The sequence below is a fragment of the Streptomyces violascens genome, from assembly GCF_014649955.1.
GTDB lineage: Bacteria > Actinomycetota > Actinomycetes > Streptomycetales > Streptomycetaceae > Streptomyces > Streptomyces violascens.
Genome location: NZ_BMUA01000024.1, coordinates 1 through 24,977, shown reverse-complemented (window position 1 = coordinate 24,977; position 24,977 = coordinate 1). Strand labels below are relative to the sequence as shown.

General features: G+C 71.4%; 11 protein-coding genes. 8 read left to right on the top strand and 3 right to left on the bottom strand.

Going from position 1 to position 24,977, the window contains the following annotated elements:
* Window positions 1–172 precede the first annotated feature (172 nt).
* From IE206_RS32465 to IE206_RS32440, 6 genes are all read left to right on the top strand, one after another.
* Window positions 173–484: a trypco2 family protein gene (locus tag IE206_RS32465; RefSeq protein ID WP_189968510.1), complete on the top strand. Its 312-nt coding sequence runs from the start codon at window positions 173–175 to the stop codon at window positions 482–484.
* Window positions 474–3,410: a trypsin-like peptidase domain-containing protein gene (locus IE206_RS32460; RefSeq protein WP_189968508.1), complete on the top strand. Its 2,937-nt coding sequence runs from the start codon at window positions 474–476 to the stop codon at window positions 3,408–3,410. The genes IE206_RS32465 and IE206_RS32460 overlap by 11 nt, the downstream gene beginning before the upstream one ends.
* A 311-nt stretch (window positions 3,411–3,721) precedes the next feature.
* The gene (locus IE206_RS32455; protein ID WP_189968506.1) at window positions 3,722–4,048 is read left to right on the top strand and encodes an ArsR/SmtB family transcription factor; all 327 of its coding nucleotides are present in this window, start codon (window positions 3,722–3,724) and stop codon (window positions 4,046–4,048) included.
* A 98-nt stretch (window positions 4,049–4,146) separates the two neighbouring features.
* Window positions 4,147–4,968: a sensor domain-containing protein gene (locus IE206_RS32450; RefSeq protein WP_189968504.1), complete on the top strand. Its 822-nt coding sequence runs from the start codon at window positions 4,147–4,149 to the stop codon at window positions 4,966–4,968.
* Window positions 4,965–5,771, top strand: coding sequence for an ABC transporter ATP-binding protein (locus IE206_RS32445; protein WP_189968502.1), 807 nt, complete (start codon window positions 4,965–4,967; stop codon window positions 5,769–5,771). Before IE206_RS32450 ends, IE206_RS32445 begins: the two co-directional genes overlap by 4 nt.
* On the top strand, window positions 5,768–8,326 hold the full coding sequence (locus tag IE206_RS32440) for an ABC transporter permease (protein ID WP_189968500.1): 2,559 nt from the start codon (window positions 5,768–5,770) through the stop codon (window positions 8,324–8,326). The genes IE206_RS32445 and IE206_RS32440 overlap by 4 nt, the downstream gene beginning before the upstream one ends.
* Before the next feature lie 119 nt (window positions 8,327–8,445).
* Here the strand turns inward: IE206_RS32440 and IE206_RS32435 are convergent, their stop codons facing one another.
* The 3 genes from IE206_RS32435 to IE206_RS32425 form a co-directional block, all read right to left on the bottom strand.
* Window positions 8,446–9,999 (bottom strand): amino acid adenylation domain-containing protein, encoded by a 1,554-nt coding sequence (locus tag IE206_RS32435; protein ID WP_189968498.1) that lies wholly within the window; start codon window positions 9,997–9,999, stop codon window positions 8,446–8,448.
* Window positions 10,000–10,159: 160 nt separating this feature from the next.
* On the bottom strand, window positions 10,160–11,149 hold the full coding sequence (locus tag IE206_RS32430; RefSeq protein ID WP_189968496.1) for a TauD/TfdA family dioxygenase: 990 nt from the start codon (window positions 11,147–11,149) through the stop codon (window positions 10,160–10,162).
* Between the two features lie 268 nt (window positions 11,150–11,417).
* Window positions 11,418–11,651 (bottom strand): hypothetical protein, encoded by a 234-nt coding sequence (locus IE206_RS32425; RefSeq protein ID WP_189968495.1) that lies wholly within the window; start codon window positions 11,649–11,651, stop codon window positions 11,418–11,420.
* Window positions 11,652–12,153: 502 nt separating this feature from the next.
* Between IE206_RS32425 and IE206_RS32420 the strand changes: the two genes are divergently transcribed.
* Both IE206_RS32420 and IE206_RS32415 read left to right on the top strand, forming a co-directional pair.
* Window positions 12,154–14,364, top strand: coding sequence for an MMPL family transporter (locus IE206_RS32420; protein ID WP_189968677.1), 2,211 nt, complete (start codon window positions 12,154–12,156; stop codon window positions 14,362–14,364).
* A gap of 425 nt (window positions 14,365–14,789) precedes the next feature.
* A partial coding sequence (locus IE206_RS32415; protein ID WP_189968492.1) for a non-ribosomal peptide synthetase occupies window positions 14,790–24,977 on the top strand: 10,188 nt, incomplete at its 3' end.

Genomic DNA, 24,977 nt, shown 5'->3' with positions numbered 1-24,977 from the left:
AGGGCGGCTCTCCCGGGTCGGTCGAGTACGGGCATCTCAATGTCGGCCGGGTGGAGGCCGGGCGGTCGGAGAGGAGACGTGAGTCGGGCCGAAGGGCGGCTGTATGGCGACCAGTTGACCAGGTCTGGGTATGCTCGGTGCGCACATGTGTCGGGTGAGGCGGGGGCTGAGGGTGGACGGCGCGGTGGAGCTGGCGGACATGGTCGCCCAGTTGCGGAGCGAGCTGAGCCGGGCCATGGCGGACGGGGACGGCGAAGGCATCCGCTTTCAGGCGGAGTCGCTCGAACTCGAACTCACCGTCGGGGTCGAGCGGAGCCGGGAGCCGGGGGCCAAGGTGCGGTTCTGGGTGTTCGACGTCCAGCATTCCGCGCGCTCCGCGAACACGACCACCCAGCGGATCAAGCTCAGCCTCAAGCCGGTGCGCGCCGACGCACCCGAGCGCCCCGCGCTGATCTCGGGCGCCGAGCTGTTCGATGAGAGCTGAGCCCTCGGCCGACGGGCCTGGGCTCGACCCGCACCGGATCGCCGAGATCATCGTCGAGACCGGCGTCGGCAGGCGGCGCGGTTCCGGCTACCGGATATGCACGGACACTGTTCTCACCGCTGCCCATGTGGTCGTCGGTGCGGCCGGTGTCGTCGTGCGGTGCGATGCCGACCGGGAGGGCGAGTGGTCGGGCCCCGCCGCTGTGACCTGGGCGGATGCGGGAACCGACCTTGCCGTGCTGCGTGTCGTACCGCCGGAGTCGGCCCCCTCGGTCGTCGAGCCGGCCCGGTTCGGGCGCATCCCCGACGACCGGCACGGCGTGATCGACGTGTACGCCCTCGGGTTCCCGCTGTGGAAGCGCCGCAGCCGCTCCGACCGTACGTCCTTCCGCGAACTGCACCAGGCGGACGGGACCGTCGCGGCGCTCTCCAACCTCCGTACCGGAACGCTGGAGATGACCGTCGCGCCGGCCGGCGCCGATCCCGACCCGGCGACCTCGCCGTGGGCGGGCATGTCCGGAGCCGCGGTGTGGGCCGGCAACCGCATCATCGGGGTGGTCGCAGAGCACCACCGCTCGGAGGGCCCGGGCCGGCTCACCGCCGTCCGCCTGGACCACGCGCTGGGCAGGCTCGGCCCGGCGGAACGGGCGGAGTTCGTGCGGTTGCTCGGGCTGGCCGAGCCCCTGCCTCTCGCCGTGCCGGGAGAAACGCAGGGGGGCGTGCGAGTGGTCGGCGTGCCCGTCGCGTACGGCATCGAGCTCTTCAAGAACCGCGCCAGTGAACGCGAGGCGATCGCACGGCACTTGAGTGATCCCGCAATCCGCATGGTGACCATCACCGGGCCCCGCGGCATCGGCAAGAGCGCGCTCGCCGCCAAGGTCATGGATCTGCTCGACCGCGGTGCGTGGCCGGGCTCCGTCCAAGGTCCGCTCCCTTCCGGTCTCGTCAACCTCTCCACCCGTACGTCCGGGATTTCGCTGGAGCGCCTTTATTTCGACTGCGCCCGGCTGCTCGGGCCCGAGCGCCTGGCCGGGCTGCGCGACGTCTGGAACGCGGGCGGGACGACGCAGGAGCGGCTCGCCGAGCTGCTCGCTGCCATGGGCGACCGGCTGATCGTCATCCTCATGGACAACCTGGAGGACCTGCTCGAAGACGACGGCAGCATCGCCGACGAGGAACTCGCGGTCATCCTCGACTGGCTCTTCCGGGCCCGTTCGACCCCGCGCCTCCTGGCCACCAGCCAGGTGCCGGTGCGCCTCGCGCCCGAACTGCGGCGCTTCGCCGCCCACGTGGAGCTCTCCGAGGGTCTCAGCCCCGCCGAGTCGGCGGTCCTCCTTCGCGAACTCGACCGGGACGGCTCGCTCGGCATAGCGGGTCTGTCCGAAGACGAGCTGCTGCACGCCGCGGTTCATGTGCACGGCGTGCCGCGCGCGCTGGAACTGCTCATCGGCGCGCTGGCCGACGACACGGTGCTCCTGCCGAGCCTGCGGGACGTGCTGAACGACTTCACCCGGCGCCACGACGTCGTCGCCGACCTCGCCCAGGACCGCTACAAACGGCTCGACGAGCGGGCGCACGTAGTCCTCGGCGTGCTCGCCGCGCTGCGTACGCCCGTGACGCAGAGCGCGGTCGAGGAGATCCTGGCCGGCCTCGACCCGGAGCTGCCCACGGCCCGCGTCCTCGCCTCGCTCGTCCGCATGCACCTGGTCTCCGTGGACCGGGCACACCGCACCTTCGCCCTGCACCCGCTGGACGCGGAGATCGCCTACGGACGCATGCCCCAGGACGGACCCCACAGGAGACAGGCAGTGGAACGAGAGATCGCATCCTGGTACGGGCGCCGCGCCGAGTCGCGCGGGACCTGGCGGACACTGGAGGACATCGAGCCGCAGCGGCGCCGGTTCGATCACCTCGTACGTTCCGAGGACTACGACGATGCGGCGCGGGTGCTGTGCGAGATCAGCGAGTGGTTGGTGTGGCACGGGTCGGTGCTCGCCGCCGTCTCCATGCACCTCGCCGTCGAGGGGCGCATCCGCGACGAGCGGGTACGGCTCGCGCACGCGGTCGCTTATGGGCACGCGCGGCTCATAGCTGGGCCGATGGAGCAGTCGGTCGCGTCCTTCACCGAAGCGGCGGCCCTCGCCGAACGCCTCGGTGATCGAAGCGCGTTCCAGCACGCACTGTTCGGCCTTGGCGACGCCAACCGGCAACTGGGACACCTGCATGCCAGTACCGAACCACTCGCCCGCGCTGCCGAGCTGGCGCGTGAACTCGGTGACGCCGAGCGTGAAGTGCACGCGCTGCTCTCACTCAGCCTTACTCACAGCTACCTCGGCGACGGCGAGAGCGCGCTGGCCGGCGCCGACCGGCTGGCCGCGCTGGGCGAGGCGAGCGGCGACCTGCTCACAACCGCACGCTCGGGCAACGCGCGCACCATCGCCCTACTCTCGCTGGGCCGCTGGCAGGAGACCATCGCAGCGGGCGCCGAGACCATCCGCGCCTACCGCGCCTCCGGCATCCAGGAGGCGACCTCCGGTGCGATGAACGCGCAGGGCCTCGCCCTCTTGGCCCTCGATGAAACGGCGCAGGCGATTGCGGCACTTCTGGACGCCTGCCACGAAGCTTCCCTGACGGAGAGCCCTCGTACGGAAGGCGTCTGTCTGCTGAACCTGGCATGGGCGTACTGGTGCGACGCCCGCTACGACCGGTCCGCCACGACGGCGGACCGCGCCTCGGCAGCGCTGGACATCGCGGGCGCCGCCCAGGCGGAAGCGGCCAGAGCCTTGGCGGAGGCGGCCCGGGCACTGCCCGCCGGCCCGGCGGCGGCAGCCGAAGCGCTGCGCCGCGCGGCGGCTGCGCTGGACGGGAACGTGGAGGTTGTCGCCCCGGGATGGGTCGAGGAGCGGGCTCGGGGGCTGATGGGCTGAGCCGGGTCGCGGGGAGTTCGGTGATCCGGCTCCCGTAGGACGGATGACCGACGGCCGGCCGCTTTCCCCACAGGGGAAAGCGGCCGGCCGTCGGTCATTTGCCGCGCGTCGGGCGACGCGGACCGCCGGTGCCAGCTCTGGTTGGGCCGGTCGAAGGCCCGCCCCCGCGGGGGCGGGCCTTCGCGTGCGGGACTGGTCCGCGGCGACGCATCGACCGGGCACCAGACTGCTACCTCTAACGCTTGACAGCCTTTCCGGGCATCTGTAAGTCTTCACTTACATGCTTTCCGCGATGCCAGAGAGGGTGAGCCATGACGAGCGAGGACCTACTGGCTGTCCTGGCCGCCATGGGGCACGGGCAACGCCTCCGGATCCTCGCCGAACTTGCCGCAGGGCGGATGTACGTCAGCGAGCTGGCCCGTCGGCTCGGCATCTCCCGGCCGCTGCTGTACATGCACTTGGAGCGGCTGGAAAAGGCCGGCCTGGTGCTCGGCAACCTGGAGCTCTCCGAGAGCGGCAAGGCGCTGAAGTACTTCGAACTGGCGCCGTTCGACCTCCACTTGAACATCCGGACGATACGAGCGGCCCTCGCGGCAGACACGGACAGGCACAGCGATATGCAGGGGAACCCGAGATGACCGATGCCGTGGCCCACTCCGGCGAGTCCGCCGAATTCGTGAAGTCTCACTCAACACGCCGTCATTCGGGTTTGGTTGACGCGAATCAGTCGCCAACTTTGCCCGGTGGAGCGCCTGTTGCCAGGAGCGGGAGAAGTCGGCTCATCAATGCCCGGCTGCTGCCCCCGCGCCGCGGTCCGCTGCGCACGCTGTTCTCCGGCGCGCCCTGGCGCGCCACCGGCTACCTTCTCGGCTACCTCTTCACCGGTACCGCCCTGTTCGCCGTCTCGACCGCCGCCGTGCTGGCGGGGTTCGTGTTCGGCCAGCTTACCCTGACGCTCGTGCTGACGGTCGGATCCGCCTGGGTCGTGCGGTGCTGCGCCCAGGTCGAGCGGGGCCGCGCCGCGCTCGTCGACGAGCCGATCCCGTACACGTACCAGGAGGTCACCGAGCCCGGTGTCGCGGGACATCTCAAGGCCCGCTGCACCGACCCGGCGTTCTTCCGTGACTGCGCCTACCTGATCCTGCTGTTCCCGGCGCTCCTCCTCCTGGACGTGCTGACCCTGCTGATCTGGCTGCCGCTGCTCGTCGGTGTATCGCTGCCGCTGTGGTTCTGGGGGGTCGACTCCCGCCAGCCCGACGGGAGTTACCACACAGGGATGCGCCTGGGGCGGTCCGACGGCACCGGCGTCGGCGTGTGGATCGACAGCTGGCCCGCCGCGCTGATCGCCGCAGCCGTCTTCTTCGTCCTCGCCCTGTACGTCTCCCGCCTGGTGGTCGCGGCGGCCCGGCTGCACCTGACCGTCGCCCACACGCTGCTCCGCCCTCCCACCGATCCACTCGCCCGGGCCAAGCGCGTACTCATGGAGCCGGGCCCCCTGTCACTCACATCCGCCGGCCCGGTCGGCGGGCCCACCACCCTCGAAGGACACAGCTCATGAACGGGACGCCGAGTCCGCACCCCCAGGAAGTCGTACGGCTCGACTCCGTACGGAAGATCTACGGTGGGTCCAGGCACCACCAAGTAGCCGCACTCGACGGCGTCAGCATCGGTCTGCACCGGGGCACCTTCACCGCCGTGATGGGCCCGTCGGGTTCGGGCAAGAGCACCTTCCTGCACTGCGCGGCCGGGCTCGACCGGCCGACGTCCGGATCGGTGCAGCTGGACGGTGTGGATCTGTCGCCGCTGAAGGAGCGCGAGCTGACCCAGCTGCGCCGCGAGCGGATCGGCTTCATCTTCCAGGCGTTCAACCTGCTTCCCGCGCTCAGCGTGCTCGACAACGTCACCCTGCCGCTGCGGCTGGCCGGACGTCGCCCCAAGAAGGCCGCGGTGAACGAAGTCATCGAGCGCGTCGGCCTCGCGGACAAGCGGGGCAGCCGGCCCGGCGAGCTCTCCGGCGGTCAGCAGCAGCGCGTCGCCATCGCCCGCGCGCTGGTCACCCAGCCGGCGGTGATCTTCGGTGACGAGCCGACCGGCGCCCTGGACACCTACACGGCTCGCGAGGTGCTGACACTGCTGCGCGAGGCAGTCCAGTGGGGCGGGCAGACCATCGTGATGGTCACCCACGACCCGGTGGCCGCCTCGCACGCGGACCGCGTGCTGTTCCTGGCCGACGGCCGGATCGTCAGCCACCTCGACAGGCCCACCGCCGATCAGGTCGCCGAACGGATGACCCACCTCGGCGCCTGGGGCACCGAGAGCGCCGCGCCCGCGGCACAGCCCGGAGGGTGGACCCACCGATGATCAGGATCGCGCTGCGCACCCTGCGCTTCCACAAGGGCGGCTTCATCGCCTCGTTCATCGCGCTGTTCTTCGGCGCCGCGATCGTGATCGGCTGCGGCGGCCTGTTCGAGACCGGGCTGCACAACGCGGCACCGCCCCAACGCCTGGCCGCCGCCCCGATCGTGGTGACCGGCGACCAGAAGTACCCCGGTACCCGGCGCGACATGTTCCCCGAGCGCATCCACCTGGACAGCGCGCTCACCGACAAGATCAAGGCCGTGCCCGGTGTCGAGGCCGCGGTGCCGGACGTTTCCTTCCCCGCCGCACTCACCCCCGGCGGCAGCAAGCAGCCCGGACCCCAGGTCACCGGCCACGGCTGGTCGTCCGCCCGGCTCGCGCCGGAGCGGATCACCACCGGCGCCCCGCCGTCCGGGACGGGCCACGTCGTCCTGGACACTCGCCTGGCCGCCCGGACGGGGCTCGCTCCGGGGCAGAACATCACGCTCCTGGTCCATGGCGCCGCGCGGAGTTACGTGATCTCCGGCCTGGTCGCCGGATCCGGCGACCAGGACACCGTGTTCCTCTCCGACCAGGAGGCCGGGCAGGCCACCGGGCGGCCCGGCAAGGCCGACTCCATCGGTGTGCTCACCGCACCCGGCGCCGACGCCGGCCAGGTCGCGGGGGCGGTGAAGAAGGCCGTGGCCGACTCCGGGACCCGACTGCAGGTCCTCACCGGTGACCAGCGCGGCTGGGCGGAGAACCCCGATGTCGTCGCCAAGGGCAGCAAACTCGTCACCCTGGCCTCGGTGTTCGGCGGGCTCTCCGCGGCCGTCACCATCTTCGTCGTGTCCAGCACCCTCGGCCTCTCCATCCAGCAGCGCCAGCGCGAAATGGCCCTGTTGCGGGCGATCGGCACCACTCCGGGCCAGCTGCGCCGGCTGATCCTCGGCGAGACGCTGTTCATCGGCGTCATCGCCACCGCACTGGCCTGCTATCCCGGCCCGCGCATCGGCAGGTTCCTGCTCGGCGCCTTCTCCGACGCAGGGGTGGTACCGGACACCATCGTGTTCCGGGCCGGCCTGGTCCCGGTGTTCATCGGTGTGGGGGCCGCGTTGCTCACCGCGGTGGCCTCCGCCTTCATCGCCGCGCGGGCCGCCGCGCGCACCCGGCCCACCGAAGCGCTCGCGGAGGCGAATCTGCAGCGCCGCTGGTTCAGCCGCACCCGGCTGATCTTCGCCCTCCTCTTCCTCGGCGGCGGACTGGCCCTGGCCCTGGTCACCGCGAACATGGACGGCCCTACGGCGGGCAGCACGGCAACGCCGGCCGCGATGCTGTGGACCGCCGGGTTCGGTCTTCTCGGCCCCGCTCTCGCCAAGGCGATCACCGCGATGCTCCGGGGCCCGATCCGGTCGGTGTCCGGTCTGGCCGGCCGGCTGGCCACGCTGAACGCCAAGGCCCGCACCGGCCGGATGGCCGGCGCCGTGATGCCTGTCATGCTGGCCACCGGCCTGGCCATCGCCCTCATCTATCTGCAGACGACCCAGTCCAGCGGCTCGCGGAAGGCCTTCGACGACGCCCTGCGGGCCGATCTCGTGGTCACCTCCGTCGCCGGGGGGCTGCCGCTGGACGCCGTCGACACGATTCGCAGCCAGCCCGGCGTCGAGGCCGCCTCCGGACAGATCGCCAGCCTCGGCTACATCGAACCGAAGAACACCCGGCCCGACGGCACGACCGCCGACGACAGCGCGGACCCCACCAAGGTCCCGCTGCTCGGCGTCACGCCCGAGGGGCTGTCCCGCACCACGGCTTGGAAGCCCTCGGCGGGCAGCCTCGACGACCTGCGCGGGGACACCGTCGTCCTGCCGGCCACGTTCGCATCGGACTCGGGGAAGCACATCGGCGACCTGGTCCCGATGCGGCTCGGCGACGGCAGCCGGGTCCAGCTGAAACTGGTCGCCACGGTCGAAGGGGCCCGGGGCTACGAGACCGCGCTGCTTCCCGCCTCGCTCCTGCTCCAGCACACGGACAACGGGCTGCTCCCGCAGATCATGGTGAGCAGCGCGTCCGGTACGAGCCACGACCAGCTGACCCGGACGCTGTCCGCCCTCTCTACCAGCGTGCCCGGGCTGCGGGTGGCCGACCGGGAGTCGGTCAGCGCCGTACACGCCGAATCGGACCAGACCCAGACCTGGATGTCGTACCTGCTGCTCGGCATGGTCGTCGGATACGCGACGATCGCCCTGGTCAACACCCAGGTGCTGGCCACCAACGAGCGGCGGCGGGAGTTCATGCTGCAGCGGCTGATCGGTTCCACCCGTCGTCAGGTGCTGCAGATGATGACCGTGGAAGCGACCCTGGTGTCGGTGGCCGGAATCGTGCTGGGGGTCCTGGTCGCGGGGCTGACCCTGGTGCCGCTGAGCGAGGCCGTGCTGGGCTCGCCGGTGCCCGACGGCTCCCCGTGGATCTTCATCGGCGTCGTCGTCGCCGCCTGTGCGCTCACCCTGGCCACGACCCTGCTCGCCGCCATGGTGGTCCTGCGCAATGGGCCCGGCGACGTGGTGGGCGTCCGCGAGTGAACCAGCCTGCGCCGCCGGGTGTGCGGCACGCGCCCGGCGGCGCGGCCCCGTGCCGGCGCAGCGCGGAACGGCCCCCGCATCGCGGGGGCCGTTCGACACGCCAGGACGGTTCGAGCCCGTCAGCCGGACTCCTCCGCCAGCCGCCGCGTCGCCACGACGTCACACTTGCCGTTGGCGTTGAACACGATCTCCCGGACGACCCGTACGGATTGCGGCACCAGGGCGGAAGGGAGCGCCGAGGCAAGGGACTTGTGCACCATCTCGGCAAGGGCCTCCCGGTCGCTCACCTGCTGTCCCGGCCGCACGAACAGCTCCAGGCTGTCCACCGGTCCGCGGCTGATGTCGAAGGCCGCGTCCGCCACTCCCGGCACCGCGAGCACATGATGGCGCAGCTCACCCAGCTCGACCCGATGCCCGTTGACCTTCAACTGGTCGTCCCGGCGCCCGAGATAGAGCAGCGTCTGCTCGGGGAGCAGCTCGACCACGTCTCCGGTGCGGTAGGCGCGGCCGGGACCGCCGCCGAGGTCCGCCTCGTCGATGAACTTCTCGCCGAAGCCCTGCTCCCCGATGTAACCGGCGGCGACCGCACGCCCGGCGATCACCAGCTCGCCGGGCTGCCCCGGTGCCACCGGCCGCAGCTGCTCGTCGACCACATAGGCCCGGGTGTTCCAGGCCGGCACACCGATGGGCACCGTCGGGGTCGACGGAAGGCGGGCGTTGTCGAAGGGGTAGGCGCAGCAGCCGATCGTGGTCTCGGTCGGGCCGTAGTGATTGACCAGCCGCACCCCGTCGATCCGCGACCCGAGAGCGGTGATCAGTGCCGGGTCGAGACCCTCGCCGCCGAACATCAGCAGCCCGGTCGCCCGGTCGTAGCGGGGCGGTGTCTCCAGCACGTCGAAGAAGCGGGCGTGCGACGGGGTCAGCTTGATGAAGGTGTACTTGTCGTTGCGGGAGTCGAACAGCGTGGCCTGGTCCCATGGGCCGGCCACGGTCACCACCCGGCGCCCCTGAGCGAGCGGTACCCACAGCGAGGTCATCGCCAGGTCGAAGCCCAGGCTGGCGAAGAGCGGGCTGCCGATGCCATCGGTCCCGACGATCGAGCCGCACCACGACACATAGTTGGCCAGCGAGCCGTGCGCGACCATGACTCCCTTGGGAGTGCCGGTCGACCCGGAGGTGAAGACGACGTACGCGATGTCCTCGGCCCGCGGCAGCGTCCGTTCCGGCGGGACCGGGAGGTCGGCGAGCGTGCTCACATCGACGGCGGGCAGGCCTGGCGCGGGCAGCCCGGCAGCGCCGTCGTGGACCAGGGCGGCCGGCCGGGAGCCGGCGATGACGGCTCCGGTCCGCTCACCCGGGTGCGTCGGGTCGATGGGCACATAGGCGGCGCCGAGCACCATCACGCCGAGGGCGGCGGCCGTCACGCCCGCGGTCCGTTCGGCCCACAGAGCGACCCGGTCGCCGGGGCCGACACCGGCTTCCTCCAGGGCGGCGGCCACGACGAGCGCGCGGTGCCACAACTGCCCGTAGGTGGTGAGGGACCTGCCGGACTGAACGGCCACGGCGTCCGGCCGTAGCATCGCGTGCCGGCGCACGATCCGCACCACCGAGTCGTCCTCTACCGTGCGCACCACGCCGGCCACTGAGCTGGGGTGTTGCCGGAATGAAGCCATCGCTGCTCCTTCTGCTCGCTGAGCGGCGGACGTCACGCCCCGTCCGGCAGCTGGGGGCCGGGGCCGGAGACGGGCCGCTCGTTCGGCCGGGGGCGGAAGTCGTCCCCGGCAGGACATCGCCCTGTCCGCCGGGCGGCTCCGCCCGGCGGACAGGGGCCGGTCAGCGGGCCGCCGACCCGACGGACAGGTCGGCGCGGGCGACCATGTCGCCCATCGCCACGATGATCTTCCGATCGCCCTCGAACGGGTCGCGGCCGTGCGAGACGAGCATGTTGTCGATGACCACGACGTCCCCCTGCTCCCATACGAACCGCTGGGCGAGTTCGTCGTAGACCGACCGGAGCCGGGCGACCGTGGCGTCGTCGATGGGCGAGCCATCGCCGAACGAGGCGCTGCGCGGATACGCGGCCTCGTCGTCGCCGAACAGCGAGCGCATCACCTCTCGGTCCGAGGGCTCGAGGCAGGCAGTGTGGTGCAGGAACAGCTGGTTGAAGAAGACCTGTTCGCCGGTGCCGGGGTGGCGGATCACGGCCGGGGCGAGCTGCTGGGTCCGCAGCACCCCGCCGGGCAGCCACGTGCACTCCACGTCCTGGGCCCGGCAGCGCTCTTCGACCTCGGCCCGGTCGGTGGTGTCGAACATCTTCTCCCAGCCGACGTCGACCCCCGGGATGAAGTTGCGTACGTATCGGATGCCGCGTTCTTCGAACCGTTGGCGCAGGTCGTCGGGGAGGGCGGCCCACACCTTGCGGCCGTCGACGATGGGGGTCGCCCCGCCGCCGCTCGCCGGCTGGATGCAGCAGAAGAACTGGCGGCTGGGCCACTGCGGCATGTGCGAGCTCTCGTGGTGGAAGAGGATCGCCTGCTCTGCCGGATAGGGAGTCGACTTGTAGACGCGATCGGCGTCCTTCTCGTGGGGAAGGTCGCCGTAGTCTCCGTACAACGTGCTGACCAGGGAGGCGGCCAGGGCGTCGAACGCATTCGCGTGGTCGATGCCGAAGCCGCGCAGCAGAATCGCTCCGTGCTCCGCCAGCAGTTCCTCGATGGCGGAGCGGTATTTGGCCGCCCAGACCTCGGCAGCGAGGCCCGGCGCCAGGCACCGGACCGTGGGAGGGTAGCTCTCGTGGTCGAAGCTGACGTCAGGACCGAACATCCTGGACATCCCTTCCTCTCGTGGTCGCAAACGAGCCGCTGCCTCGTCCGAGGCCGCTGCGGTACGCCCGACGAAAGTGGTACACGCCGGGAGCGCGGCGGCACCTTGGGACTGGGTTCGGCTTCCATTCGTACGTCGTCAACAGACGTGGTCCGGGTGCTCAGTGGGGAACACGGGCGAGCCTAGGCAGGGCCGGACACCCCGGCCACGTCCTTAAGTTCCGGGCGAAACTCACAGGCCAGCCCGGGAGAACCACGAGACGGGGCGGCTAGTCGACGCTGCGCAACAGGCTCTCGACGGCCTTGACACGAGCTCCAAGGCGGGCCAACTGCTCCTGCACCACCGCCTGGTTGGCCGCCGCTTCCTCGGCCAGCCTGTGGTACTCGGCCACGACCACGGCGTCAGCGCGATGGCGCTGCAGTCTGAAGTAGGCGACGACGCTCGTCGTGATGCCGCCCACGAGAATCAGGACGATGGTGATGGCGATGACAGCGCCGGTCATGTGCGCTTCCCCTTTGGTTCGTTGAGTTGCTGCGGGTCCACGCCCCCTCCGGAACCCGCTCCGTCCGACGCCGCGGCCTGAATCTCCTGCGCGGGCGCGAGGATCATATCCACGTACTCGTATGGCTCAACGGGCCTGCCCGCCCCTACAGTTGCCCCGCGCGTGCCGCATCACGGCGCCGGTCATCGCCCGCCGCTTCCCGGATCTCGACGTGCTTCCCGTGGGTTTCGGCAGCCACCAGTGCGACTGGGTCAGCGACATCCACGGCACGTACGCGCTGGTCATCTCCCCCCTTCCACTCGCGGAGACGGCTTCGTGCCGCGGCCGGACCGGCGACTGGGGTCATACCTTCCGCGTCTCCGCCCCATCCCATTCCATAGATGAGTCGGCTTACGGTTGACGGCTCACACCTGCACCCGTCATTCTCTTCTTACACCCGTTGGGTCGGAGTTTCGACCATGCCATGTAAGGAGCTGGGACCGTGGAGAAGCAGCCGATCACCGTGAGGGTGGCGAGCTGGAGCGCCTTACACCCTGGGCGGGCCATCGCCGGGTGGTTCGCGTTCGTCGTGCTGTGTCTGGCCGTCGGCATGTCGGTCGGCACGCACAACGCCGTGGCGAAGGACTACCGGGTGGGCGAGTCCGGCCGGGCCGAGGCCATCGCCACGCAGGAGGGCCTGCAGCACAAGCCGGCCGAGCAGATCATGATCAGCGCCAAGTCCGGTGCGCTGGATCAGGCGAAGGCCGAGGCGGTCGCACAGGACCTCACGGACCGCATGAAGAAGCTCCCCGAGGTTCTCGGCGTGGCTCCCGCGGCCCGGTCGGAGAACGGCAGGATGCTCATGGTCGAAGTGACCATGAAGGGCGTCAAGCTGGAGGCCAAGGACCACGTCGACCCGCTTCTCGAGCAGACGACGCAGGTGCAGAAGGCCCATCCGGACCTGGTCGTCGAGGAGACGGGTGATGCCTCGGTCAGCAAGGGCCTCAACAAGCAGCGCAGCGCCGACCTGGCGACCTCGGAGATGATCACCTTCCCGGTCACCCTCATCACGCTGCTGGTCGTCTTCGGCTCGCTGGTCATGGTCGGCGTGCCGCTGCTCCTCGCCGTCTCGTCGATCATGGCCGCCGTCGGTCTGTCCATGGTGGTCTCCCACGTGGTGCCCGACGCGGGTGTCGGAACCAATGTCATCCTGCTGATCGGCATGGCCGTCGGGGTCGACTACACGCTCTTCTACCTCAAGCGCGAGCGCGAGGAACGGGACAGGGCGGGCGGACGGCTCAGCCCCGAGGCGCTGGTGGGGATCGCCGCGGCGACCTCGGGCCGGGCGATCGTGGTCTCGGGCCTCGCGGTCATCCTCTCCACGGCCACCCTGTTCCTCGCCACCGACATCATCTTCTCCTCACTGGCCGTGGGCACCATCGTGGTCGTCTTCGTGGCCATGGTCAGCTCGGTGACCGTACTGCCCGCTCTGCTGGTCAAGATCGGCCGACGGCTGGACAAGCGGGCCGCCCGTGCGGCCGCGCGGGGCAAGACGCCCCGGCGCCGTAAGCCGGAGTCGACCGGCCGGGCGTGGACATTGCTCCTGAGCCCCGCGCGCAACCACCCGGTGGCCACGCTGATCGTGTCGGTGGTCGTCATGCTCGGCCTCGCCGCGCCCGCGCTCGGCATGCAGCTGCGGGTACTGAACAAGGACACCCACTCCCGGGCCATCCCGGAGATGCAGACGTACGACCGGCTCAACGACGCCTTCCCGGACCTGAGGGCTGAGCACTGGGTGGTGGTACGGGGCGACGCGGGCCAGACCGACCAGGTGCGTTCGGCGCTGCAGGACCTGGCCGGCCGCGCCAAGGCCGACCCGATGTTCTCCAAGAGCACGCCGAAGGTGAAGACTTCGGCCGACGGAACGGTCAGCGTGATGACGCTGTCCGTGCCCTACAAGCTCAGCTCGCCGCAGGCGTCCGGCTCGCTGGATCACCTGCGCACGACCTATCTCCCGGAGACAGTCGGCAAGTTGAAGGGCGTGGAGTACGGCGTGGACGGCCCGGTTGCGGTCGACGTCGACTACATGGCCCACCAGAACGACAAGCTGCCCGTCGTCGTGGGGTTCCTGCTCCTGCTGACCTTCATCATGACGGTGCTCGTCTTCGGCTCGGCGGTCATCGGACTGATCGGCGTGCTGCTCAACCTGCTCTCGGTCGCCGCCGCGTTCGGCCTGGTCGTCGTCTTCTTCCAGTGGGGGCTCGCCTCGACCCTGTTCGGCTTCGACGAGAGTGCCACCAGCGCCATCGGCTCCCGTGTACCGCTGTTCCTCTTCGTGATCCTGTTCGGTCTCTCGATGGACTACCAGGTCTTCGTGGTCAGCCGGATCAAGGAAGCGGCGCTGAAGGGAGTGCCGACCCGGCAGGCGGTGATCGACGGGATCGGGCACTCGGCCAAGGTGGTCACCAGCGCGGCGGTCGTGATGGTGACGGTGTTCGCGAGCTTCATGTTCCTGCACCTGGCCGAGATGAAGCAGATCGGCTTCAGCCTCGCGGTGGCGGTCCTCCTGGACGCCTTCATCATCCGCGTCATGATCCTGCCCGCGGCCCTGATCCTGCTCGGCAACGCCACCTGGTGGCCGTCCCGCAAGATGCGCCGCGCCCAGGCCCAGGGAGCCGCGGCTGAGCACCACGACCTTCCGGTCACCGGCCCCGTGGCCCACCTCCGGCGGTAGCCGCCGAGTCCCGCAGACGGGCGCCGGACCGGACATCCCCCGCCGGTCCGGCGCCTTCCCGTCGGGTCCATCAGCGCGATCAACGCCCTGCGCCCCTGGAGTTCCTCCAGGGGCGCAGGGCGTTGATGTCTCCCGCCCCAACAGACCCTCAACGCATGTCAGTTGCCTGTCAGTGCCGTCGCCGACGATCGGCAGCGTGTACTCGGTGACCTCGCTGGTGTCTCGTGATCCTTTTGGTGGAACCTATGGCCGCTCTACTTGTCCGTCGCCGCGTGCGCGGTCGCCGCGGACGCGCATCCGTTCACATGGACCGCGTTCGCGCAGGAGATCCTCGCGAAGCTCCGCCTCGTCCAGACCAGCATGAAGAAACCGTCATAACGACGCACATTGACATGATCCGGATCACGAGACGCTAGGGGATTGCTATGACTGATGTTCAGGTGGCCGGCCTTCCGCTCACCGCCGGCCAGAAGGACATCTGGTTCGACGAAAAGCTCTCCGGTGGCGGCGCGACGTACAACACCGCTATTTACTGGGACATACGTGGGCCGCTGGACCTGGATGTCTTCCGGGCCGCGCTGGATCGGCTCGTGGAGGAGTCGGAGTGCCTGCGCGCCCGGTTCACCGAAGTGGACGGCGAGCCACGGCAGTTCATCGAGCCGTTGTCCGAGGTGCCGGTGACCATCGCCGACGTCAGCGGCGCGGACGACCCGGCCGGGGCGGCCCGCGAGGCGATCGGCACCGATCTGCGTGAGCCGCTCTCGCCCGCGGACAGCGAGGGCACCCCGCTCTTCCGGCTGAGTGTGTTCACCCTCGGCCCCGAGCGCACCTTCTTCTGCCTCCTCAACCACCACCTGGTGTCGGACGGCTTCAGCTACGTCATCTACTGGGAGCGCCTTTCGGCGATCTACGAGGCGATGCTCGCCGGCACCTCCCTGGACGAGGGGCGCTTCCCGTCGCTGCGGACCCTGATCGAGGCCGAGGCCGCCTACGACGGCTCCCCGCGTGCCGAACGGGACCGCTCCTACTGGGAGCAGCAGTTCGCCGATCGGCCCGAGCTGATCACCCTCGCGACCCGGGACGCCGACCCCGCCCAGGCATTCCTGCGCGAGGAGACCGTACTGCCGGAGCCGATCGCCCAGGGGCTGCGGAAGGTCGGCTGGGACGCGCGGGTGACCTGGCAGACCGTGCTGGTCGCCGCGCTCGCCGCGTACACCGGGCGGATGGCGGCCACCGACGACGTGCTGCTCTCCCTGCCCGTCACGGCTCGGGTGGGCGGCACCATGCAGAACATTCCCGGCATGGTGGTCAACTACCTGCCGCTGCGCCTGGCCCTGCGGCCCGGGGCCACCCGCGCCGAGCTGCTCGCCGAGACCTACCGGAGCTTCTCCCAGGGGCTCAGGCACCAGCGCCACCGGGTGAGCCGGATCCGCCGCGCGATGGGTCTGTCCAGCGACGACCGCAGGCCGTTCGGCCCGTTTATCAACATGATGCCGCAGGTCGAGCGGCTCGGTATCGGACCCTGTGAGGCCACCATCCACAGCCCCTCCACCGGTCTGGTCGACGACCTCGAATTCACCGTCGCCGACAAGGGAGACGCCGGTATCGGCGTGGACCTCAGCGCCAACGAGGCCCGTTACACCCCGGACGAGGTACGTGATCACCTGGCCCGTTTTGTGGACTTCCTCGGCCGCTTCGTGGCCGCCGGAGCGGACGAGCGGCTCGGCGGACTCGACCTCCTGCCGCCCGACGAGGCGGCCGAGCTGTCCGCGGCCCTGACCGGCCCGGTGCGCCAGGAGCCGTACCTGGGTGTCGTGGAACGGGTCCGGGCCCGGGCCGTCGATCGGCCCGACGCGGTCGCGGTCACCGACGACGGTGGCAGCATCGGCTACGCCGAGCTCGTCGGCCGTGCCAGTGCCCTCTCGCGCGAGCTGGTCGGGCACGGCCCGGTGGCCGTACTGACCGCCCCCGGGCGGGACTTCGTCACTGCCGAGCTCGGGGTGCTGGGCGCCGGACGGGCCTTCATGCCGCTGGACCCGCAGGCGCCGCAGGCCCGGCTCACCGCGTTGCTCCAGGAGAGCGGCGCGGCGATGATCCTCACCGACACCCCCCATCAGGCCCTGGCCGAGCGGGCTGCGGCGGCGGCCGGTGCCGGCCGTCCGCTCCCCGTCCACGTACTGAACGGGGCACGTGACGAGGCCGACGCGCTGGCCCCCGTCGTCGGCGGCCCGCTGGACCTGGCGTACGTGATCTACACCTCCGGGTCGACGGGCCGGCCCAAGGGCGCGATGGTGCAGCGCGCGGGCCTGGTCAACCACCTCCTCGCCAAGATCGAGGAACTGTCGCTGAGCGACACCGACGCGCTGGTCCACAACGCGCCCGTCACCTTCGACGTCAGTGTCTGGCAGTCGCTGACCACGCTGCTCGTCGGCGGCCGGGTACGCGCCGTGGACCGCGCCGAAGCGGCCGACCCGGACGCGCTGTTCGGCGTCATCGCCGAAGAGCGGCTGACGGTGCTCGAAGTGGTTCCCACGCTGCTCCGCGCGACGCTCGGAAACTGGGACGCGGCAGGCGCCGCCCCCGAACTGCCCGGGCTGCGCTGGATGATCTCCAACGGCGAGGCGCTGCCGGCCGACCTGTGCGCGCGCTGGTTCGCGTACTACCCGGACATCGCGCTGGCCAATGTGTACGGCCCCACCGAGTGCTCCGACGACGTCACCCACGGATACGCGCGCTCCGTCGCCGATGTCGGTGCCACGTCCATGCCGATCGGCCGTCCGCTGCGCGACACCCGGCTGCACGTCCTCGGCGACGACCTGCGTCCGGTCCCGCGCGGCGTGGCGGGCGAACTCTACATAGCGGGCGCGGGAGTCGGCCGCGGCTACCTCGGCGATCCGGGCCGCACGGCGGGCACCTTCGTGCCCGACCCGTTCGCGGGCGACGGCTCCCGGATGTACCGCACCGGCGACCACGTGGTCCTTGGCACGGACGGGCAGCTCGTCTTCATCGGCCGCCGCGACCACCAGGTGAAGATCCGCGGCCAGCGGATCGAGCTCGGCGAGGTCGAGTCGGCGCTGCGCGCCCTGCCCGAGGTCGTGGACGCGGTCGCCGCGGTGGTCCAGGACCCGGCGGGTCACCAGCGTCTGGTGGGGTACGTGGTGGTGGAGACCGCGGGGACGGACGGCGCGGCCATCCGCGACCGACTGGCCCGGGTGCTCCCCGAGCACATGGTGCCCACCGCGTGGCTGACGCTGGACCGGCTTCCGCTGACATCTAGCGGCAAGATCGACCGCAAGGCGCTGCCCGCCCCCGACCTGGGCTCCGCGGCCACCGGCCGAGCGGCCCGCACTCCGCAGGAGGAGATCCTCTGCGCCGTGTTCGCCGAGGTCCTCGGCGTCCCGGCCATCGGGGTCGACGACAACTTCTTCGCCCTCGGCGGCGACAGCATCAGCTCCATCCAGGTGGTCGGCCGAGCCCGCCGGGCCGGTCTTGTCCTCACCTCCCGCGATGTCTTCCGTCTTCGGACGCCGGCGGCCATCGCCGCGGTCAGCCGGCAGACGGGACCGGCGGCGGAGGTTCCCGCGGAAGACGGGATCGGGGAACTCGAACTGTCCCCGATCATGGACCAGTTGCGCGAGGACATGGGTGAACTGCCGCAGGCGGTAGGCCAGTTCAGTCAGTACATGGCCGTCGCGCTGCCCGCCGGGGCGGATCTCGACCGGCTTCGGGGTGCCGTGCAGGCCGTCCTCGACCGGCACGACGCGTTGCGCATCAAGCTGACCGTGCCCGTGCCGGGCCTGTGGTCCCTGGAGACGCTGCCGCCGGGCGCCGTGTCCGCCGCCGACGTGGTCAGCCGGATCGAGACGGCACCCACCTCGGACCGCGACGCGGTGCTCGCCGAGCAGATCACGGCGGCCCAGGCCCGATTGCGTCCGGAGGACGGGCTGCTGGTCCAGGCGGTGTACCTCGACGAGGGAGCGGACCGGCCCGGCCGGCTGCTGCTCGTCATCCACCACTTCGCCGTGGACGGGGTGTCCTGGCGGATCCTGCTGCCCGACCTGGAAGCCGCCTGGAACGCGGTGTCGACGGGCCGCGACGCGGTCCTCGACCCGGTGCCCACCTCCTACCGGCGCTGGGTAAAGGCCCTGTCCGAGGAGGCTCGCACCGCCGGCCGGGTGGCCGAACTCCCGCTGTGGGCCGAGCAGACGGCCGACGCGCGGGACGCGATCACGGACCGGCCCCTCGACCCGGCCGTCGATGTCCACGGCAGTGCGGGCCGGCTGCGCCTGGAACTGCCCGCGGAGCTGACGGCTTCCGTACTCGCCCGGACGCCCACCGCCCTGCAGGCGGAGGTCCACGAAGTCCTGCTGACCGGCCTGGGGCTCGCCCTCGCCGCCCACGGCCACCGGCTCGGCCGGGGCGGTTCGCGCGCCCTGGTCGAACTGGAAGGCCACGGCCGCGAGCAACTCACCCACCAGGGAAGCGACTTCGATCTGTCCCGTACGGTCGGCTGGTTCACCAGCGCCTTCCCCGTCGGACTCGACATCGGCGAGCTCGACTGGGCCGAGGTCTGGGACGGCGGCGCGTCCTGCGGGGCCGCGGCCAAGCGGGTCAAGGAGTCCCTGCGCGCGCTGCCCGACCACGGCTTCGGCCACGGCCTGCTGCGGCATCTCAACCCGCAGACCGCCGCGATCCTCGGCCGCCTCGCCACCCCCCAGGTCGGTTTCAACTACCTGGGCCGCTTCACCGCGGGAACGGGCGCCGACTGGTCGATGGAGGCAGGCGCCGCGGGTCTGGCCGCGGCCCCCGATACCCCGCTGCGGCACGCCCTGGAACTCGTCGCCATGGCCGAGGACCGGCCGGGCGGTCCTGTGCTGGTCGCCGAGTGGACCTGGGCCGGCACGGCGCTCGCCGAGGGCTCCGTCCGGCACATCGCCGACGACTTCTTCCGCGCGCTGTCCGCGCTTGCCACGCATGCCGAGAGGCCCGACGCGGGTGGCCGGATCCCGTCCGAGTTTCCGCTCGTGACCATCGGCCAGAAGGAGATCGAGGCGTACGAGGGAGCTGTCGGGCGGCTCGACGACATCCTGCCCCTCTCCCCGCTGCAGCGCGGGCTGCTCTTCCAGGCGGAGTTCGACCGGCACGGCGTGGACGCCTACACACTCCAAGTGATCATGGATGTCGGCGGCCCGCTCGACGCGGACGCGCTGCGGGCCGCCGTGGCCGCGATGGTGGACCGCAACCCGGGTCTGCGCGCCTGCTTCAGGGAGCGCGACGGCGAGCCGGTCCAGCTGGTCCCTGCCGCCGTCGAGCTGTCGTGGACCGAGGTGGACCTCACGGACGTCCCGGAGGCGGCTGTCGACGCCGAGGTGAAGCGGCGTACCGACGAGGAGTGGCTGCGCCGCTTCGACGTCGGCGACGCCCCGCTCACCCGCTTCACGGTCTACCGGCTCGGTGCGGAGCTGCACCGTGTGGTGTGGACGGCCCACCACATCCTGGTGGACGGCTGGTCGCTGTCGGCGGTCCTCGCCGAGGAACTGGTCACCCTGTGGTCCAACGGCGCGGACGTCTCGGCGCTGCCGCCGGTCGCGCCCGCACACGCCTACCTCCGGTGGTCGGCCGCGCAGGACAAGGAAGCGGCACGGGAGGCCTGGCAGAAGGAGCTGGCCGGCATCGACGAGCCCACCCGGCTCGGTCCGGCCGACCGCAAGCGCGTGGCCGTGCTGCCCGAGACCCGGTCCGTGGAGCTGCCCGAGCCCCTCGTCGCGGCGGTCACCACGTGGGCACACGCGCGCGGCCTGACGATGAACACGGTCGTGCAGGGATGCTGGGCGGTCACGCTCGCAGGCCTGACAGGCCGTCAGGATGTGACGTTCGGCGCGGTGGCCTCCGGGCGGCCCGAGGAGCTGCCGGACGTCGAGCGGATGGTCGGTGCCTTCATGCACACCCTTCCGGTGCGCGTCACCCTCGACCCTTCGACGCCCTTCGACACGATGCTCTCGGAGCTCCAGGAGCGTCAGCTGGGACTGGAGCCGCACCAGCACCTCGGTCTTGCCGAGGTGCAGCGGGGCGCCGGGATCGGTGAGCTGTTCGACACGGTGGTGAGCTTCCACAACTACCCGGCCGGAGTCCTCGACGGCATCGGCGAGCGCATCCCCGGCCTGAGCATGCTGGGCTGGGAGGCGCGGGTCATCGCCGAGTACCCGATGGCCCTCGGCGTCTTCCCGGGCAGCCGGATGCGCGTGGAGTCCCAGTACCGGCCCGACCTCTTCACCCCGGGTGAGGCCGACGCGATCCTGCGCCGTTTCGTGCGCGTACTGGAGCAGCTCGCGGCCCGGCCCGCCACCACGCTGGGCCAGTTGGACGCGCTCGACGAGGACGAGCGGCGGCGGCTGCTCGGCGACTGGTCGGGCGCCCGCGGGGTGCGGCAGCCGTCCGGCGCGCTGACCACCGAGACCTTCGAGGCTAGAGCCGCTGGGACACCGCACAAGACGGCGGTGGTGTCCGGCGCCGAGGAACTGGAATACGCCACGCTGAACGCGCGGGCCAACCGCCTCGCGCGGCTGCTGGCCGGGCGGGGCGTGGGCCCCGAGGGCGTCGTGGCCGTGATGCTGCCGCGCTCCCCGCAGATGGTGGTCGCGGCGCTCGCGGTGCTCAAGACCGGTGCGGCGTACCTGCCGGTGGACTCCGCCTACCCCGTCGACCGCATCGCGTACATGCTGGACGACGCCTGCCCGGTGGTGGTCCTCACCGACACCGCCACGGCCGGCCGGCCGGCCGGACTGCCCGAGTTCGAGAACCCGCCGGTCGTCATCGACGATCCCGGCACCGCGGAACTGCTCGCCGGGCTCCCCGACCACGATCTCACCGACGCCGAGCGGACCGTTTTGCTGCGGCCCGAACACCCGGCGTACATCATCTACACCTCCGGTTCCACCGGCCGCCCCAAGGGCGTGGTGGTCGCGCACACCGGTCTGCTCTCGATGGTCGACAGCCTCGTCGAACGCTTCCAGCTCGACGACGAGACACGGGTGTTGCAGTTCGCCTCGTTCAGCTTCGACGCCTCCGTCTGGGAGTTCATGCTGGCGCTGCTCACCGGCGGAACCCTGGTGATCGCGGACGAGGAGTGCCGGGCACCCGGACAGCCGTTGGTCGACCTGATCAACAACGCCCGGATCAACCTGGCCGGTCTGCCGCCCGTCGTGGTGGGCGGGCTGCCGCAGGGCAGCGCCCTCCCCGCGGACCTGCGCCTGGCGGTGGCCGGCGAGGCCGTCCCCGCGGAGATCGTCGAGCGGTGGGCCGGACAGGTCCGGCTGTACAACGGCTACGGTCCGACCGAAGCCGTGGTCAGCTCCACCGTCAGCGGCCCGCTGGACGGTCCCGGACGACCGCCGATCGGCCGCCCGACCACCGCGCACCAGGTGTACGTGCTCGACGGGCAGCTGCGCCCCGCACCGCAGGGTACCGTCGGTGAGCTGTACGTCGCCGGTGGCCTGGCCCGCGGCTATCTGTCCCGGCCCGAGCTGACCGCGCAACGGTTCGTGGCCGACCCGTACGGCCCCGCGGGCGCCCGCATGTACCGCACCGGCGACCTGGTGCGATGGCTGCCGGACGGCGAGCTCGACTACCTCGGCCGGGCCGACGACCAGGTGCAGTTGCGCGGCTTCCGCATCGAGCTGGGCGAGATCACCTCGGCGCTGCTTGCCCAGCCGGGCGTCGAGCAGGCCGTCGTGATCCTGCGCGAGGACGAGACGGGCGACCGCCGGCTGGTCGCGTACGTCGTGGCGGCAGCCCCGTCCGCCGGCGCCGGCCCTTCGGCCGTCACCACGCTGCGCGAGCGGCTCGCCGAGTCGCTTCCCGAGTACATGGTGCCGTCGGCGGTCGTCGAACTGGACGCCCTGCCGCTCACCGCGCAGGGCAAGCTCGACCGCAAGGCGCTGCCCGCGCCGGATCTCGGCGCGGTCTCCCGGGGCCGCGCGCCCCGCAACGTGGCGGAAGAGATCCTCTGCGGGCTGTTCGCCGACATCCTCGGCATCCCACGCGTCTCCATCGACGACGACTTCTTCGAGGCCGGCGGCCACTCGCTCCTTGCGACCCGGCTGGTCAGCCGGGCCAGGACCGCACTCGGCGTCGAACTGCCGATCCGGGCGCTGTTCGAGGCACGTACCGTGGCCGGTCTGGCCGCGCACGTCGAGTCGGCGGCCCAGGCCAGGCCGGCACTGGCCCCGGCACCGAAGGACGCCGTACGGCCGCTGTCGTTCACCCAGCAACGGCAGTGGTTCCTCAACCGCAGCCAGGGGCGGGCCGACGGCACGTACAACACGCCGATGGCCTTCCGGCTCTCGGGCCGACTGGACGCGGCAGCGCTGCAGGCCGCGCTGGTCGATCTGGCCGAGCGGCACGAGGTGCTGCGGACCGTCATTCCGGATGCCGACGGGGTGCCCTCGCTGCGCCTCCTGGACGCGAAGTCCGGATCACCGGTCCTGAAGGTGCGTACCGTCACGGAGTCCGAACTCGCCGACGCGCTCGCCGCCGAGGCCGACAAAGGCTTCGACCTGACCTCCCAACCGCCGCTGCGCGTACGGCTGTTCCCGGTCGGCGAGAACGAGTGCGTCCTGCTGTTCGTCTTCCACCACATCGCCTTCGACGGCTGGTCGATCGCTCCCCTGCTCACGGACGTGTCCACCGCCTACCGTGCCCGGTGCGCGGGACGGGATCCGCAGTGGTCCCCGCTGCCCGTGCAGTACGCGGACTTCGCCGCCTGGCAGCGCGATCTGCTCGGCGGGGCGGACGACCCGGACAGCGTGGCGGCGCGGCAACTGGGGTTCTGGCGGGACGCGCTCGCCGGCCTGCCGGACGTGTCGGCGCTGCCCACGGACTTTCCGCGCCCCGAGGTGAGCAGTTCCGCCGGTGACGTGGTCATGTTCGACCTGGACCCCGCGGTGCGTGGCGCACTGGTGGACTTGGCCCGGGAGACCGGGACCACCGAGTTCATCGTCTTCCAGGCCGCGCTCTCCGCCCTGCTGACCCGGCTGGGCGCCGGCCACGACATCCCGCTGGGTGTCTCGGTGGCGGGACGCACCGACGAGGCGCTGAACGAACTGGTCGGCATGTTCATCAACTCGCTGGTGCTGCGCAGCGACACCAGCGGCGACCCGAGTTTCCGGGAGCTGCTCGACCGGCTCCGCGAGACGGATCTGGCCGCCTACGCCCACCAGGACGTGCCGTTCGAGCAGGTCGTCGACGCGCTCAAGCCGGCCCGTTCGCTGGGCAGGCACCCGCTGTTCCAGACCGTCCTGAGCGTGCAGAGCCACAGCGACCAGCCGCTGGAACTGCCCGGTCTGACCGTGCGTCCCCAGTACGTCGGCTCGGACCGGGCCAAGCTCGACCTCGTCATCGAGCTGCTCGAATGGCCCGGCGGGGACGGCATGCGCGGCCTGCTCAACTTCAGTACGGACCTGTTCACGCGGGCCACGGCCGAGCGCATGGTGGAGCAGTTCCAGCAGGTGCTCCGCTCCGTGGCCGCCGACCCCGACGTCCGGCTCAGCGGCCTCGATCTGCTGACCGGCGAGGCGCGCGAGCAGGTGCTGAACACCTGGAACGACACCGCGCACGAGCTGCCGGCGACGACACTGCCCGAGCTGTTCGCCGCGCGGCTGGAGCGCACCCCGCAGGCGCCCGCCATCCAGGCCCTCTCGTATGCCGAACTGGAGGCCAGGTCGAACCAGTTGGCTCGCCGGCTGCTCGCGATCGGGGCCGGTCCCGAGCGGGTCGTCGCCGTGGCGGTGCCCGGCGCGACCGAGCGGGCCACGGCGGTCCTCGCGGTCCTCAAGTCCGGCGCGGCACTGGTGCCGGTCGCGGCCGACGAGCCGACCGGACGCGTCAAGGCACTCTTCGCCGACACCGACCCGCTGTGCGTCCTGACCACCGCGGGCCTGGCCGGCCGGCTGCGCAGCACCGGTGTCACCCCCGTGGTCCTGGACGGCCCCGAGGTGCGCGACTGCTCCACCGCCGCGCTGAGTGACGCGGACCACACGGCCGTACTGCGACCGGAGCACGCCGCCTACGTGATCCGCGCCGACGATGCGACGGGCCGCCCCCGGGGCGTCGTCGTCGAGCACCGCTCGGCCGCCAACCTGCTTGCCTGGGCGCTGGATTCGGGCGGGGCGGACGAGTCCGGTCTGTTCGTCCCGCTGCTCTCCGGGGCCGGGGTGCGTGCCCAGGAGCCGCTGCCCAACGACTGGGCCACGCCGGAGCCCTTCATGGCGGGCAAGCCGGTCTGGAACGTCAGGAGTTACGTCCTGGACGAGTGGCTCGCACCTGTACCGCCGGGTGTGGCCGGTGAGCTCTACATCGCCGGTTCCGGGGTCCCCCGTGGCTTCGCGGGACGCCCCGGGCAGACCGCCGAACGCTTCGTGGCGAACCCCTACGGACCGGCCGGATCCCGGCTGTACCGCACGGGCGAGCGGGTCAAGTGGAACGCCGAGGGAGCCCTGGTGGATCCCGATGCACGGCCCGCGGCCGAACCGCCGCGGGAAAGCGGTGGCCCGGCGGGCCGGCTGTCCGGGACGGAGGGGACGCTGGCGGGGATTGTGGCGAAGGTGCTGGGGGTG